The organism is Neobacillus dielmonensis (assembly GCF_000612665.1).
GTDB classification, from domain to species: domain Bacteria; phylum Bacillota; class Bacilli; order Bacillales; family Cytobacillaceae; genus Neobacillus; species Neobacillus dielmonensis.
The window spans coordinates 104,460-120,560 of record NZ_HG942082.1 but is presented as its reverse complement, the minus strand read 5'-3'; the positions used below and the strand labels follow the sequence as shown (position 1 = coordinate 120,560).

Genomic DNA, 16,101 nt, shown 5'->3' with positions numbered 1-16,101 from the left:
GGCTCAATTTAACAAGCGGATATGACGGAAAAATATTAAGGCGTGGTGTACACATGGAATTAACCATATCGATATTAGAAAATATGAAGCTGAAGGAGCTTTATGAGCTTGCGCGCGAGTATAAAGTGACCTATTACAGCAAGTTGACGAAAAAAGAACTTATTTTTGCGATTTTAAAATCGCGGGCAGAACAGCAGGGCTATTTTTTCATGGAAGGCGTTTTGGAAATTATTCAGTCGGAGGGCTTCGGCTTCCTGCGGCCAATTAACTATTCTCCAAGTTCTGAAGATATTTATATTTCCGCATCGCAAATCCGCCGTTTTGACCTGCGCAATGGGGACAAGGTATCCGGCAAGGTGCGGCCTCCAAAAGAAAATGAACGGTATTTTGGATTGCTTCATGTTGAGGCAGTAAACGGGGAGGACCCGGAATCGGCGAAAGAGCGGGTATATTTCCCAGCTTTAACACCGCTCTATCCAAATCGAATGATGAAATTGGAGACGACCCGGGAAAAGCTGTCCACCAGGATTATGGATTTGGTGGCGCCGGTTGGCTTTGGCCAGCGTGGTTTGATCGTGGCACCGCCAAAGGCTGGTAAAACGATGTTATTAAAAGAGATTGCCAATAGCATTACTACCAACCATCCTGAGGTTGAATTGATTATGCTGTTGATCGATGAGCGTCCGGAAGAGGTTACCGATATCGAACGTTCTGTTGCTGGCGATGTTGTCAGCTCGACGTTTGATGAGGTGCCGGAGAACCATATCAAAGTTGCTGAGCTCGTGTTAGACCGGGCGATGCGTTTGGTTGAGCACAAGCGGGATGTTGTGATTTTGATGGATAGTATCACGCGTTTGGCACGGGCTTATAACCTTGTCATCCCGCCAAGCGGACGTACATTATCGGGTGGTATTGATCCGGCCGCGTTCCACCGTCCAAAGCGGTTCTTTGGAGCAGCCCGAAACATTGAAGAGGGCGGCAGCTTGACGATTTTAGCGACAGCGCTGGTTGATACGGGTTCCCGAATGGACGATGTAATTTACGAAGAATTCAAAGGGACCGGTAATATGGAGCTTCATTTGGATCGCCAGCTGGCTGAGCGCCGGATTTTCCCTGCATTGGATATTCGCCGTTCTGGTACACGGAAAGAAGAGCTGTTGATTCCAAAAGATCATCTCGACAAATTATGGTCCATGCGCAAATCAATGTCAGACTCACCAGACTTTGCCGAACGTTTCTTGAAAAAATTAAGGCAAACCAAATCCAACCAGGATTTCTTTGACCAAATTGGCGAAGAATTAAAGATGATGCGCCGGTCATAGGCGTTCGCCGTCAGGGTCTGCTTTTTGTTTAGATTCACCTATTTCCACGTGGATTGAATTGCGAATGGATATAAAAAATTGAGGGATTCCTAAAAATCCCAACTTGAAAATGACAGGTTACCCTGTTATAATGGGGTCAGTGTGTTTTTAGTTTTTTTGATACCAAGTGTTTGTTCTATCCAGACAAGCACTTTACGATAACTCTGTTTCGAACATGATTCAGGGCGGAAGGAGATGAAAAGAATGAAAGCAGGAATTCATCCAAATTATAAAACAGTAAAGGTGACTTGCGCATGCGGCAACACTTTCGAAACTGGTTCCGTTAAAAACGAAATCCGTGTAGAAACTTGCTCTGAATGCCATCCATTCTATACTGGTCGTCAAAAATTCGCTGAAGCTGGCGGACGTGTTGACCGATTCAACAAAAAATACGGCCTTAAGCAACAATAATTGCGACAGAAACAGGCAAGCAGAAACCTACTTGCCTGTTTTTTATTTGGCGCGGGGGGCAGCAGTCCCCTGCCGCACTAAAGCATTACTCCGGTGGGGGACAGGCCCCCGCCGTGTTAATGCGTTACTGTGATGGGGGACAGGCCCCCAGTGCCATACATGCTTTGGGGCTTAATCGAAGATGATATACTTATATGCTTAGCATAGAATTTGAATACTTAAAGAAATTTGTAAAGGGTTCGTAATGAGGAAGGAGACGCCGTTTATGTATTTAATGAAGCAAACTGGATGGGTCGAAGTGATATGCGGTAGTATGTTTTCTGGCAAGTCGGAGGAATTGATTCGCCGTGTGAAACGTGCGCAATTTGCAAAGCAGAAGATTGCCGTGTTTAAGCCGAAAATTGATAATCGCTATAGCGATCAGTCTGTTGTATCCCATAATGGATCTTCCTTTCATGCGAGACCTATTTCCCATTCCATCGAGATTCTTCACCATGTAGAAGCGGAAACAGATATTATCGCAATAGATGAAGCACAGTTTTTTGATGAAGGTATTGTCAGGGTCGTGCAGCAGTTGGCCAACAGTGGTCATCGGGTGATTTTGGCGGGGCTCGACCAGGATTTCCGCGGCGAGCCGTTTGGCCAGATGCCTGCCTTGATGGCAATTGCGGAATCAGTGACTAAGCTTCAGGCTGTGTGCACGGTATGTGGTTCTCCAGCTAGCCGCACTCAGCGCCTGATTAATGGAAGACCGGCATCGTATCATGATCCAGTCATTCTAGTCGGTGCATCAGAGGCGTACGAACCACGCTGCCGCCATCATCATGAAGTGCCTCAGTCCACAACCTATCGGCAAGCGGTTGAGGAAAACGTATAAAAGTTTTGGAGGTATCAGGAGTTATCCTGGTACCTCTTTTGCTTTGGAAGTATTTCACTTGAGGAGTGGTCAGAGACCGGGGGCAAGATAGTAATGGGAGGTGTCTATATTGAAAAAGTGGACCTTTTTCTCATTAATCTTGTTATTGATGGCTCTAGCTGGCTGTCAGGGTGACCATACAGCCGATAATACCGTTTACGATGCACGCAAAGGGAAAGAGAGTGCACCGAAGGTTATGAATCGCGAAGACAATGCGGGGGTCCGTGACTTTACCAATGATCGCGGAAAAAATGATCAGCACCAGGTAGAAGATGATATCACGAATCAAAATCCTAACTTCCTTGATTTGAATCGAACGGGAAGCGGCAGTGAAGCCGGTGGAACAAACGAAGGCAACGACATCAATCAGGCCAAACGGGCCATTGCCGATACAAATGAATTTGTTCCGGACTCTATCTGGATCAACGGGGACAGAATGTGGGTAACCGTTTATAAAAAAGGCATGCTCAGCGACCGTGACAAAAACGACGCCGAAGCCCGTCTGCACCGCAAACTCGTCCAAGCACTGCCACGCTACAATATCGAAGTAAAAGTAAAAGAAGACCGAAGATAACATGCTCTGTTTACAGGGCATGTTTTTTGTCGTAACTGGGCTGGGGGGAGCTGTCATCACTGCATTAAAGCTGTGCTATGGTGGGGGACAGCCCCCGCCGTGATAAAGCGATACTATGATGGGGGACAGGCCCCCGCTGTGATAAAGCGTTACTGTGATGGGGGACAGGCCCCCGCTGTGATAAAGCGTTACTGTGATGGGGGACAGGCCCCCGCCGTGATAAAGCGTTACTGTGATGGGGGACAGGCCCCCGCTGTGTTAAAGTGTTACTTTGATGGACGACAGGCCTCGTGGGTGAAAAATTTTCTATCAATTGGTTTTGACCTTGTTATGCTCCTATACTATAATTAGAATGTTATGGACTAATAAAAAGAACGTTTTTTATATAGATAAGTAAAAATATGAGGTGAAGAACTGTGTTCGATCGTTTGCAATCAGTTGAGGACCGCTATGAAAGATTGAATGAGCTTTTGAGCGATCCAGAGATTATTAATGATACCAAAAAACTGCGTGAATACTCCAAAGAGCAGGCAGACTTGCAAGAAACCGTAGCTGTTTATCGTCAGTATAAAGACGCGAAATCTCAGCTGCAGGATGCCAAAGCAATGTTGGAGGAAAAACTGGATGCAGAGATGCGCGAGATGGTCAAGGAAGAAATGCACGACCTAGAAGCGCAAATTGTTGATTTAGAAGAAAAGCTAAAAATCCTTTTGGTTCCAAAAGACCCGAACGATGACAAAAACGTTATCATGGAAATCCGCGGCGCAGCAGGCGGAGAAGAGGCTGCACTGTTTGCAGGCACCCTTTACCGGATGTACAGCCGCTATGCCGAAACACAAGGCTGGAAAACCGAAGTGATTGATGCCAACGAAACAGGTCTTGGCGGCTACAAGGAAATCATCTTCATGATTACCGGCCAAGGCGCATTTTCCAAGTTGAAGTATGAAAATGGCGCGCACCGGGTTCAACGTGTGCCGGAAACCGAATCAGGCGGCCGGATTCACACGTCGACAGCAACAGTGGCAGCTTTGCCGGAAGTTGAGGAATTTGATATTGAAATTAATGATAAAGATATCCGTTTTGATACGTTCGCATCAAGCGGCGCCGGCGGACAGAGCGTTAACACTACCATGTCTGCGGTACGGTTAACCCACATCCCGACCGGTATTGTCGCAACCAGTCAGGACGAACGGTCTCAGCATAAAAACAAGGATAAGGCGATGAAAATTTTGCGGGCGCGGGTTTACGATAAGTTCCAGCAGGAAGCCCAGGCAGAATACGATGAAGTTCGTAAATCAGCTGTTGGTACAGGTGACCGTTCAGAGCGGATCCGTACTTACAACTATCCGCAAAACCGGGTAACCGACCACCGCATCGGATTGACCATCCAAAAGCTCGACCAAATCATCGAGGGCAAGCTGGATGAAGTGATTGAGGCGCTGATCCTTGATGACCAAGCAAAACGATTGGAAAATGCCTCAAATGAGTAAAAAAGTTTTCGAAGCTCTGAAATGGGCTTCTTCTTTTTTAACGGAAAACGGCCGGGATGAAAATGCAGGGGAATTGCTGCTGCGGCACTTAACCGGTATGTCCCGGGCCCAGTTGTTTGCCAATGTCAGGGAAGACCTGCCGGATTCGGTGTGGACATCTTTTGAGGCGGCGGTATTTGAACATGTCCGCGGTGTTCCGGTTCAGTATCTGATCGGTACGGAAGAGTTCTATGGCCGGACGTTCGTGGTAAATCCGGCTGTCTTGATTCCTAGGCCGGAGACGGAAGAGCTTGTTTATGGGGCGCTGCAACGGATTCAGCAGCTTTTTGGACAAAAGCAGGGATTGAAGTTGGTGGACATTGGCACAGGCAGTGGTGCGATTGCGATTTCAATGAAACTGGAAGCAGCATTCTTGGAGGTTTCGGGGACGGATATTGCCGAGGAGTCATTGGCGGTGGCACGTGAGAATGCGGAACAGCTCGAGGCGGAAGTCCGGTGGATACAGGGGGATTTGCTGCAGCCGTTTATCACTGGTGGCGAGAAGCTGGATGTGGTGATGTCTAATCCTCCTTATATTCCACTGAGGGATCAGTCTTGGATGTCGGAAGTGGTAACAGAACATGAACCGCATCAGGCCCTGTTTGCCGGCGAGGATGGGCTGGATTTTTACCGTCGGTTTATGACTGAATTGCCGCAGGTTCTGGCTCCTCAGGCGCTCGTCGGTTTTGAGATTGGTGCCGGGCAAGGCGAAGCGGTTGCTGCGTTGTTACGCGGAACTTTTTCGAAAGCTAAAGTGGATGTGGTCAATGACATTAACGGTAAAGACCGGATGGTGTTTGCGGAGATAGGGTTTTAAGGGACGAATGGACGGTTTGGGGTCCATTCGTTTTTTTTATGGTTGGTGGGAAATAGGTGAACTGCCGGTAATAGGGGAGGAAGTGCCGGTAAGTTGGCGCCATTCGCCGGTAGATGGAAAGATAGTGCCGGTAAATTGTTTCTGATGGTTGATAAATCAGTAAAGTCCGTTGGTAAAACCAACTCCCGCAATTTTTCGCATCCTTTGCCTTTTGCCAACCGTTGATTGGAGCGGATAGCGAAGCGTCTTGAGCGGTAATTAACTTTCAATTTTAAAACCCTATTTTTAAAAATAGTAAAATTTAATAGTTTAAGATTCTGGCGTTCTGTCCACAATGAGGATAGGGAAGGGACGGTGCTAGAAATGAATAGTAAAATAATTGTTTGGGCTTATTTAGTAGTTTTATCTTTTGCCACAATGGTAAATTTATATATGCCGAAAACAGAAGCGGCAGCAAAAGAATCGATTGTCATTCCAGGAGAGGCTATCCGGCTAAGGATACTGGCCAATAGTGATTTTGACGAGGACCAGCGGATTAAACGGAAGGTTCGGGACGCCGTAAACGCACAAATCTCGTTATGGGTTCAGGACTTATCTTCAATGGAAAAAGCAAAAACAGTTTTACAATCCAAACTGCCTGAAATCCAAGGTATTGCCGAGAATGTAGTCCGTGAGCAAGGGTCCGATCAATCAGTAAAAGTAGAGTTTGGCAAAGTGCAATTTCCAACGAAGTTATATGGACAATTTTTATACCCAGCAGGCGAATACCAAGCGATCCTCATCACTTTGGGTAAAGGCGAAGGCGCCAACTGGTGGTGCGTACTGTATCCGCCGTTATGCTTCCTTGATTTTTCAAATGGCGTAGCTGTCAGCGATGGCTTTGAAGAAAAAAAACAAACTGCCAAGGCAAAAAAGAAGCAAGACGGATCTGAAGCGCTGGCTAAGCTAGTAGAAAAACAAGAGCAACAGGAAGACGAGAAAACGAAACAAGTAGAGAAACTAACCAAAGCACCAAAAGAAAAAGACGCTGACAAAGAAGAAACAGAAGAAGATAAAAAAGCGGAAACCTCAAACAAGAAAGACACCTCTAAAGAAGACAAACCAGACAAATCTAGCAAAGACAAACAAGATCCCGTATATGTCGCTGAAGACGAACAACCCGTAAAAGTAAAATTCTTCATCGTCGACATGTGGAAGAAAATCTTTTAACACATTAAAGCGCTGGGGGCCTGTCCCCCAGCGCTTTAATGTGTTAAATCAAATCTAGGTTCTATTCTTTCATTTCTATCATATTCATAGAGTAAGTAGATTTGAAATGGGGGAGGAGTTATGCAGGTGTTGATTCGTCGGGGTGGTCGAAATGATGTGGTTGGATTACGAGAGTTTCTTGGAAGAGCCAATCTTGGGACGGATGGGTTAAATGAGGATACGGTCGATTGTTTCTTGTTGATGGAGGATGAGAATGGCGGTTTAAAGGGAACACTAGGGATGGAAGTGTTTGAAGAGGCTGGGCTGCTGCGGTCGTTGGTGGTCTCACCGGGACAAGCTGAACAGGATATCTTTATATTAATGGAACAAATGGTGAAGCTGGCAAAAGAGAAAGGATTGAAAAACTTATTTTTAGCCACCAATAAAAATGGCGCAGTTGCATTTTTTGAATGGATTGGTTTTGCTCAAATGGAGCGGGAAAAGTTGCCGCTCGAGTTATCCCGCTCTGAGCATATTCGACACTTACTCAGTGTGGATAACTCCTTATTTTTCAAGTTTGAGCTCTAAGTTGTGGATAGATCATCAAAGTTATCCACTTTTTTATTCGATTTATACACAATTTGTGGATAAAACTTGTTTTTATCCACGTCATCTTTTATACTTTCAAACGTACAATCTGAAAAAATAGAGTCAATAAGCGTAATTTCGTCATTTTTCGACTTATTGATTTTGGAATTAGTAAGGTGGATAACTATGAACACAAAAGTCTGGAAAGTGGATAACTATGTGGATAAACTAGAGACTAATCCACAGATTGTGGATGCTGCTCAGTTGTTACGGGATAATGAAGTGGTCGCGATGCCGACAGAGACCGTTTACGGTTTGGCGGGTAATGCCGAAAGTGACGCCGCCGTAAGCAAAATATATGAAGCAAAAGGGCGTCCTGGAGATAACCCATTAATTATTCATATAGCCGAAAAGCAGCAGCTTGAACAATTTGTTGCGGAGGTTCCTGAAAAAGCCGAAATGTTAATGGGAGAGTTTTGGCCAGGACCATTGACGATTATTTTCAAAAAGAAGCCGGGGGCTTTGTCGGAAAAGGCAACGGCTGGACTTGATACGGTGGGTGTCCGGATGCCGAACCACCCGGTGGCTTTGGCTCTCTTGAAATCGTGTGGATTGCCGATTGGTGCTCCAAGTGCTAACAGTTCTGGGAAACCGAGCCCCACTACGGCACAGCATGTTTTAGATGATCTGCAAGGGAAAATTGCCGGTGTGCTCGATGGCGGAGCGACAGGTGTTGGTGTGGAGTCCACAGTGGTTGATTGCACAGAATCAATTCCGGTGATTTTACGGCCGGGCGGAGTGACTAAGGAGCAGTTAGAAGCGGTGGTGGGCGAGGTGTTGGTCGACCGGGCGTTGACTGATGAGCATGAGAAGCCAAAGGCGCCAGGAATGAAATACAAGCACTATGCTCCGAATGCACCGCTATACTTGGTTTCGGGTACTAGAGCTTTTATCCAGCAGCTTGTGGATGAAAAGCGACAAGAGGGCTTGAAGGTTGGAGTGCTGACGACGGAGGAGCATCAGGCTGAGTTTGCAGCTGATTTTGTCCTGGCCTGTGGGAAACGAGCGGAGCTTGAAACAGTGGCGGCAGCCCTTTATGACACGCTACGCCGGTTCAACCAGCTGGAAGTTGACGTCATCTACAGCGAAATGTTCCCAACCGAAGGCGTCGGACACGCCATCATGAACCGCCTCCAAAAGGCAGCGGGACACAAAATCATCAATCAATAAGCATCATCCCTGTACACACAGGGACTGGTGCTTTTTTTTGGCTATGCACAATGGGGGCCTGTCCCCCGCCAAAGTAACGCAGTAACGTGGTGGGGGACAGGCCCCCGCTGAAGTCAAGCAATAACGCACTGGGGGACAGGCCCCCACCCAAGTCAAGCAATAACGCACTGGGGGACAGGCCCCCACCCAAGTAAAGTAGTAACGCGCTGAGGGACAGGCCCCCACCCAAGTAAAGCAGTAACGCGCTAAGGGACAGGCCCCCGTCCAAGTAAAGCAGTAACGCACTGAGGGACAGGCCCCCGCCGAAGTAAAGCGTTAACGCACTGGGGGACTGTCCCCAATTCTTGATTCTATTTTTTGTTGGACGTGCATATGTTGGAATAGTTAGTCCAAGGGGGCGAGGTTTGCATGTCTGATGTGATAGGGGAAGTGTTTACGTTGATGATTATGGCAGCGGCACTGGGGATGGATGCGTTCTCGGTGGGGCTTGGGATGGGGATGTACAAACTCCGCCTGAGGAGGATTTTTGAGATTGGCCTCACGATTGGGCTATTTCATGTGATGATGCCGCTGGCTGGAATTACTGCCGGCAAATTTCTTTCCGAAAAATTTGGTTCCTTTGCCTCGCTCATAGGCGGCCTGCTGCTCATTTTATTAGGTCTGCAAATGATTTGGTCGAGCCTTAAGAGCGACGACGAAAAAGTCATTACCCCCGTAGGCTTTGGCCTGCTGCTATTCGCATTAAGCGTCAGCCTCGACAGCTTTTCTGTCGGCCTGACATTAGGGATATATGGTGCCAAAACGGTTTTAGTATTGCTATGCTTTGGACTTGCTGCCACCACGCTGACCTGGGCGGGCCTGCTGCTCGGAAAAAAAGTTCGCGGCTGGATGGGGTCCTACAGCGAAGCGCTGGGAGGAGCGATTTTGCTTGCTTTTGGCATCAAGCTGATGGCTGCTTTATGGTGAAAAATACATATCGATCATGGAAGTTGTTTCCTGTACCCCAAACCGATTCACCCTAATTATCAAAAAAATGGATGCACTGGATGATTAATATCGCAGATAGTTGTTATAAAATAAAGAAAAGGGGGAAGAAACGATGCAACGCATTTTGTTTGTATGTACAGGAAACACATGCAGAAGTCCGATGGCAGAAGCAATTTTGAAAAATAAGAAGATAAACGGCATTGAGGTAAAGTCCGCCGGCATTTATGCAGCCAATGGAAGTGATGCCTCCCCAAACGCCAAACAGGTTTTGAAAAAAAACCATATTGAACATGATCATTTTTCAACGCTGCTGTCCAGAACGGAAGTCGACTGGGCCGATTTGATTTTGACGATGACGTCATCCCATAAATATGCGATCCAACAGCACTACCCCGGAGCAATCAACAAAGTCTACACATTAAAGGAATTCACGGGTGAAAACTACGAACATGATGTGAGTGACCCGTTTGGCGGCCCCGTACAAGTATACGAGGAAACCTTTCAAGAGCTAAACCAATTGATTGACAAAGCGCTGGAAAAATTGGCGCATCAACAAGAGTAATCCCAGTCGGGAGCAAGCTCTCTATTCTAAGAGGGCTTTTTTTATTAGCTTTTGACTTTATATTTTCCAGCGGGTATGTCAAAATTATAGGCAGATTGTACTTGCTGAGGAGGGTTCATTTTATGAAAGTGGCATTAGCTTCCGATCATGGCGGCGTGACGATCCGTAAGGAAATCGCCAGTCTGCTGGAGGAATTAAACATTGAATACGTCGATTTTGGCTGTGACTGTACTACCTCTGTTGATTATCCTGACTATGCCCTGCCAGTTGCGGAAAAGGTGGCGAGCGGCGAATTTGACCGTGGCATCTTGATATGCGGCACGGGAATTGGCATGTCGATTGCAGCGAACAAAGTAAAAGGCATTCGCTGTGCCCTTTGCCACGATACATTTAGCGCAAAAATGACCCGCGCCCACAATGACACGAACGTACTCGCCATGGGCGAACGCGTTATCGGTCCGGGACTTGCTCGGGAAATTGCTCAAATTTGGCTGACTGGCGAATTTGAAGGCGGCCGTCATGCCAATCGCATCGGCAAAATTACGGAATACGAGGAAAAGCACCTATAGGAAGACAGGTGAACAATAGATGATCCAAGAATGGGAAAAACAACTGCAAGAGGTGTTAACTGAATTTAACGAACAGGCGACCCTGAAGCCAGGCCAACTGCTCGTAGTGGGCTGCAGCACAAGCGAAGTAGCCGGAGCCAGGATCGGAACGGCCGGAACCATGGAAGTGGCCGAAATGATTTTTACCGGCTTAAAAAAACTGCAGGAACAAACAGGCATCCAGCTTGCCTTCCAATGCTGCGAGCATTTGAACCGGGCGCTTGTCGTTGAACGATCATTTGCAGAAAAGCGCGGGCTTGACGAGGTGACGGTGGTTCCTGTTCGAAAAGCGGGCGGCGCCATGGCCACTTATGCGTTTAACCACATGACTGACCCTGTTGTAGTGGAAACAATTAAAGCCGAAGCCGGTATCGATATTGGCAGCACGCTAATTGGCATGCACTTAAAATCAGTGGCGGTGCCAATCCGTGTCAAGCAGAAGACAGTTGGTTCGGCATATGTGACCTTAGCTAAGTCAAGACCGAAACTTATTGGGGGCCCACGAGCTATTTATCAGCGTAATGACGAAAATTCTAGTTGCACCTAGTTTGAAATGTTCGTGTATTGGTGTTAATCTGAATTTTCTGTCATCACCATTTTTAAAAAAAACATGCTACAATAAAAAAAGAAATTTTCAAATTGTTTGTATTTACATTACATAAAAGGGGGATTATCATGAAGCATTTGTCTCAGTCAGACGAACAGGTTTTTCAAGCGATTCAAAAAGAACTTGGCCGTCAACGTGCTAAAATCGAACTTATTGCCTCAGAAAACTTTGTCAGTGAAGCGGTGATGGAAGCCCAGGGCTCCGTTTTAACAAACAAATATGCAGAAGGCTATCCAGGTCGCCGTTATTATGGCGGCTGCGAGTACGTGGACGTTGTCGAGGATTTGGCCCGCGACCGTGCAAAGCAAATTTTTGGCGCAGAGCATGTCAATGTGCAGCCGCATTCCGGCGCTCAAGCCAATATGGCCGTTTATTTCACGATCCTTGAACAGGGAGACACGGTGCTCGGCATGAATTTATCCCATGGCGGCCACTTGACCCACGGCAGCCCAGTCAACTTCAGCGGTGTTCAATATAACTTCGTTGAATATGGTGTCGACAAAGAAACACATCGGATTGATTATGAAGATGTACGTGCCAAAGCGCTTGAACACAAGCCAAAACTAATTGTAGCAGGTGCCAGCGCCTATCCTCGTGAAATTGATTTCGCTAAGTTCCGCGAAATCGCTGATGAAGTCGGTGCCTACCTGATGGTCGATATGGCTCACATTGCTGGATTGGTTGCGGCAGGCCTGCATCAAAGCCCAGTGCCTTACGCTGACTTTGTTACGACTACAACTCATAAAACCTTACGCGGACCGCGCGGCGGGATGATTTTGTGCAAAGAAGAGTTTGCCAAGAAACTGGATAAATCCATTTTCCCAGGTATCCAAGGTGGTCCTTTGATGCACGTAATCGCAGCCAAGGCTGTTGCTTTTGGCGAAGCACTAACAGATGAATTCAAAGACTATGCTGGAAAAATTATTGCAAACGCAAAACGCTTGGCAGAGTCCCTGCAAAAAGAAGGCATCCAACTTGTTTCTGGCGGTACGGACAACCACTTGCTGTTAATCGACTTGCAATCCCTTGGTTTAACAGGAAAAGTCGCTGAAAAAGTGCTTGATGATATCGGCATCACCGTAAACAAAAATACGATCCCTTACGATCCGCAAAGTCCGTTCATCACCAGCGGCATTCGGATTGGAACAGCGGCGGTTACGACTCGCGGTTTCGGATTAGAGGAAATGGATGAAATTGCATCCATCATTTCATTCACTTTGAAAAACCACGAAGATGAAACGGCGCTTGATCAAGCACGGGCTCGTGTGGATGCCTTAACCGGTAAATTCAAACTATACCCTGAATATTAGAATATTCCATCGCAGAATCGGCCTTACTAGTTGTAGGGCCGGTTTTTTTTCAGAGTGGACATTAGTTGCTCATTGTGTGGTTTTTCTGTAAAATGAGACGAAGTGTGTTAATGAAGGTAAAATTTTTTAAAAAAAGGGGCGATCGTTTTGGCAAAGGTATATGTCTTTGACCATCCGCTGATCCAGCATAAATTGACTTACATACGTGATAAACATACGGGAACAAAGGAATTCCGTGAGTTGGTCGATGAAGTGGCAACCTTGATGGCGTTCGAAATCACAAGGGACATGCCTCTTGAGGATACGGAAATTGAAACACCTGTTAGTTTAACTAAATCGAAGGTTTTGTCTGGGAAAAAGATTGGCATTGTGCCGATTTTGCGCGCCGGAATTGGCATGGTGGACGGAATTTTAAAATTAATCCCGGCGGCCAAAGTCGGGCATATCGGCTTGTATCGCGATCCTGAGACTTTAAAACCAGTGGAATATTATGTGAAGCTTCCTAGCGATATCGAAGAGCGTGATTTCATCGTGGTGGACCCAATGCTAGCAACCGGCGGTTCTGCGATTGAAGCGATTCACGGCTTGAAGAAGCGCGGCGCGAAAAACATCAAATTTATGTGTTTGATTGCGGCGCCAGAGGGTGTGGAAGCAGTTAAAACAGCTCACCCAGATGTTGATATCTATATTGCGGCATTGGATGAAAAACTAAATGACCACGGCTATATTGTCCCAGGCTTGGGCGATGCCGGCGACCGGTTGTTTGGAACAAAATAAGATTTGCTGACGCCAGGCGTGATGCCTGGCTTTTGTTTTTGCGGCTAAATAGCAAATTGGAAAGTAAACGGCCCATTTTGGAAAGATAAACCCTCAGTTTGGAAAGTAAACCGCTCCATTTGGAAAGTAAAGTTAATGATTTGGAAAGTAACCCCCTATCTCAGCAATTCCCGCATATTTTCCCTATCCATGGAAAACGCTAATCAATAAAAGGGGAATTATGTACATGAAACGACTTCTTGCCATTCTGCTTATTTTTCAAATATGTGGACCTGCCAGCCAGATTAACCGCGCATCAGCCATGCTGCCAACTATCTCCATTAAAAAACCATTAATTCACCCGCCCATCCCCAAATCAACAAAAGAAACCGTTGCGATCGTCATGCTCGACAAGCCCCAATCTGAGCAGGCAATCCGCCAGCTCATCCAACCCTATAAAAACATCAAACTGCGCCGCATCTTTCGGGAGGCCATCGACGGTTTTTCGGTCCAGGGCCCTCCTGATGCCATTGCGCAGCTTGCCGCCAAAACGCCGACTCTCCAGGTCTCACCCGTCTCAGAATACAAAGCTGAAACCGAAGAGAGTGTCAAAATCATTGGCGGTGAAACTGTGCGCGGCTTTTTTGACCAAAACAACCAGCGGCTGACGGGAAAAGGGGTAACCGTCGGCGTCATCGATACAGGTGTTGACTACACCCATCCCGACCTAAAGCGGAACTATGCAGGCGGTCATGACCTGGTCGATAACGACAGAGACCCAATGGAAACCCTCACACCCGGCAGGGCCACCCTCCATGGCACCCACGTCGCCGGTATTATTGCCGCAAATGGCAAAATAAAAGGCGTAGCACCCGATGCCAAAATCATCGCTTACCGGGCGCTCGGACCGGGAGGCGGCGGAACCACTGAGCAAGTACTAGCGGCCATCGAACAAGCCATCAAAGACAAAGTCGATATCATGAACCTGTCGCTTGGCAATAGCGTCAACGGTCCTGACATGCCCATCAGTCTGGCCTTGAATCGGGCGGTTGAAAAAGGAATTATTGCTGTTGCGGCCTCGGGAAATACAGGTCCGAACGTGTGGACCGTCGGTTCTCCAGGGACAGCCTCCAAAGCCATATCAGTTGGCGCCTCCACTCCAGTGCAGAAAATCCCGTTTCTGACTGTAGCGGGGTTACGGGGAAAATTCCGGATCCAGCCATTGGAGGGCTCCAACACTTGGTCACTCGACCGCTCGTTGGAACTCGTGGATGGGGGCATTGGCCGAAAAGAGGATATCAAGAATGCCATGGGAAAGATTGTCCTGATACAACGGGGAAAAATAACTTTCTCTGAAAAAGCGGAAAATGCCCGTGCAGCCGGAGCGAAAGCTGTAATTATCTACAATAATATAAAAGGCAGCTTCATAGGCAACCTAGAATCATCAGTGAAGATTCCAGTTGGAGCCATTTCCAAGCGTGATGGTGAACTTCTGCATCAGTTACTAACAAAGCAAGCTGCAGTAGCGAGTATAAAAGTGATGGAAGAACAGGATGTACTGGCGGAATTTAGCTCTCGGGGTCCGGTCACCGGGAGTTGGGATATCAAGCCCGATATTTTAGCTCCAGGTGTGGCGATTAATTCGACCATCCCGGGCGGCTATTTGTCATTACAAGGCACAAGTATGGCGGCGCCGCATATAGCGGGAGCCTGCGCGTTAATCAAGCAGGCCCACCCGGACTGGACACCAGAACAAATCAAGGCAGCGCTCATGAACACTGCAAAACCATTGACCAAGAGCAGCTTAGCTCAAGCCGGGACATACCAGGAAAAAAATCATCGTTTACAAGGCCCCTTGTACCATACCTACGAGCAAGGAGCTGGCCGGGTACAGGTGGACCGAGCCGTTCAAACCACGTCACTCGTCACGCCCAGCAGCCTTCGCTTTGGCAAATTTTCAAATCAGGAAAATGTCCATCAAGCCAAATTAAAGGTGGAAAATATCGGGGATAAGGTGCAGCATTATGCCTTTTCGATTCCGTTAAATGAGGACGGACTGACATGGAAACTGCCGTTGTCATTTACCCTAAAACCGCACGAATCCAAGGAAATTACCCTGGAATTAATGGTGGATGCCAAGCTATTTAAGCGGAAAATCCACGATGGATATTTAACATTAAAGGCTGGTAATTCCACGATTCAAATTCCTTATTTATATGTCTTAGAGGAACCAGGCTATCCAAGGGTGATGGGATTTGATTTTGCGCAAGGCGACCAGCCGGGGCATTATCATTACGAGGTGTACCTGCCTGGCGGGGCAGATGAATTTGGTATCGCTTTGTTTGATCCTGGCGATTATCGATTTCTGGGATTTCTCGATGGACGGACAAATGTCAACCAAGGATTACTGCGCGTAGATATCCCGCCTGACAAGCTGCCCGCACCCCAAACCTACCTGATAAAGGTCTTTGCCAAAAAGGCAGGGAAGGAAGACTTTGTTGAAGGAATGATTTCAATCGAAAAATAGAATAGGAATCCAGTCGAAAAACGTAAAAAACTATGCCCGTCTTATGTGCATAGTTTTTTACATTTTCTTTCTATAATAAAAGTTCATAAAATTGTACTGGTTGTATAATCAAAATGTTCACAAAATAGAC

General features: G+C 47.0%; 16 protein-coding genes. All 16 read left to right on the top strand.

Annotated features, from left to right (window positions below; genetic code table 11):
• The first annotated feature begins 53 nt into the window (after positions 1-53).
• The 16 genes from rho to BN2425_RS20600 all read left to right on the top strand — a co-directional run bounded on the left by rho (position 54) and on the right by BN2425_RS20600 (position 15,971).
• Positions 54-1,322, top strand: a complete 1,269-nt coding sequence (gene rho / locus BN2425_RS20690; RefSeq protein WP_042463613.1) for a transcription termination factor Rho — start codon at positions 54-56, stop codon at positions 1,320-1,322.
• Positions 1,323-1,565: 243 nt separating this feature from the next.
• Positions 1,566-1,772 (top strand): 50S ribosomal protein L31, encoded by a 207-nt coding sequence (gene rpmE, locus BN2425_RS20685; RefSeq protein WP_042463610.1) that lies wholly within the window; start codon positions 1,566-1,568, stop codon positions 1,770-1,772.
• 265 nt (positions 1,773-2,037) lie between these two features.
• A complete protein-coding gene (locus BN2425_RS20680) occupies positions 2,038-2,649 on the top strand; it encodes a thymidine kinase (protein ID WP_042463608.1) in 612 nt (203 codons plus the stop codon).
• A gap of 109 nt (positions 2,650-2,758) precedes the next feature.
• Complete coding sequence (locus tag BN2425_RS20675; protein ID WP_042463605.1) at positions 2,759-3,262, top strand: hypothetical protein; 504 nt, start codon at positions 2,759-2,761, stop codon at positions 3,260-3,262.
• 416 nt (positions 3,263-3,678) lie between these two features.
• Positions 3,679-4,752, top strand: a complete 1,074-nt coding sequence (prfA, locus tag BN2425_RS20665; protein ID WP_042463599.1) for a peptide chain release factor 1 — start codon at positions 3,679-3,681, stop codon at positions 4,750-4,752.
• Positions 4,745-5,608: a peptide chain release factor N(5)-glutamine methyltransferase gene (gene prmC, locus BN2425_RS20660; protein ID WP_042463598.1), complete on the top strand. Its 864-nt coding sequence runs from the start codon at positions 4,745-4,747 to the stop codon at positions 5,606-5,608. The genes prfA and prmC overlap by 8 nt, the downstream gene beginning before the upstream one ends.
• A gap of 363 nt (positions 5,609-5,971) precedes the next feature.
• Positions 5,972-6,817: a stage II sporulation protein R gene (gene spoIIR / locus BN2425_RS20650; protein WP_042463592.1), complete on the top strand. Its 846-nt coding sequence runs from the start codon at positions 5,972-5,974 to the stop codon at positions 6,815-6,817.
• Positions 6,818-6,937: 120 nt separating this feature from the next.
• A complete protein-coding gene (locus tag BN2425_RS20645) occupies positions 6,938-7,384 on the top strand; it encodes a GNAT family N-acetyltransferase (protein WP_042463589.1) in 447 nt (148 codons plus the stop codon).
• A 186-nt stretch (positions 7,385-7,570) separates the two neighbouring features.
• Positions 7,571-8,614, top strand: coding sequence for an L-threonylcarbamoyladenylate synthase (locus BN2425_RS20640; protein WP_042463586.1), 1,044 nt, complete (start codon positions 7,571-7,573; stop codon positions 8,612-8,614).
• 408 nt (positions 8,615-9,022) lie between these two features.
• The gene (locus BN2425_RS20630) at positions 9,023-9,580 is read left to right on the top strand and encodes a manganese efflux pump MntP (RefSeq protein WP_042463580.1); all 558 of its coding nucleotides are present in this window, start codon (positions 9,023-9,025) and stop codon (positions 9,578-9,580) included.
• A gap of 133 nt (positions 9,581-9,713) precedes the next feature.
• Positions 9,714-10,163, top strand: a complete 450-nt coding sequence (locus BN2425_RS20625) for a low molecular weight protein arginine phosphatase (RefSeq protein ID WP_042463577.1) — start codon at positions 9,714-9,716, stop codon at positions 10,161-10,163.
• A 122-nt stretch (positions 10,164-10,285) separates the two neighbouring features.
• Entirely contained in the window at positions 10,286-10,732 is a 447-nt protein-coding gene (gene rpiB, locus BN2425_RS20620) for a ribose 5-phosphate isomerase B (protein ID WP_042463574.1), read from the top strand.
• 19 nt (positions 10,733-10,751) lie between these two features.
• Entirely contained in the window at positions 10,752-11,318 is a 567-nt protein-coding gene (locus BN2425_RS20615; RefSeq protein WP_042463571.1) for a TIGR01440 family protein, read from the top strand.
• Positions 11,319-11,446: 128 nt separating this feature from the next.
• Positions 11,447-12,688 carry a serine hydroxymethyltransferase gene (locus tag BN2425_RS20610; RefSeq protein ID WP_042463569.1) on the top strand — a complete coding sequence of 414 codons (1,242 nt, stop codon included), beginning with the start codon at positions 11,447-11,449 and terminating at the stop codon, positions 12,686-12,688.
• A 147-nt stretch (positions 12,689-12,835) separates the two neighbouring features.
• Positions 12,836-13,465, top strand: a complete 630-nt coding sequence (gene upp / locus BN2425_RS20605; protein WP_042463566.1) for a uracil phosphoribosyltransferase — start codon at positions 12,836-12,838, stop codon at positions 13,463-13,465.
• A 226-nt stretch (positions 13,466-13,691) separates the two neighbouring features.
• A complete protein-coding gene (locus tag BN2425_RS20600) occupies positions 13,692-15,971 on the top strand; it encodes a S8 family serine peptidase (protein ID WP_081798155.1) in 2,280 nt (759 codons plus the stop codon).
• Positions 15,972-16,101: the final 130 nt, after the last annotated feature.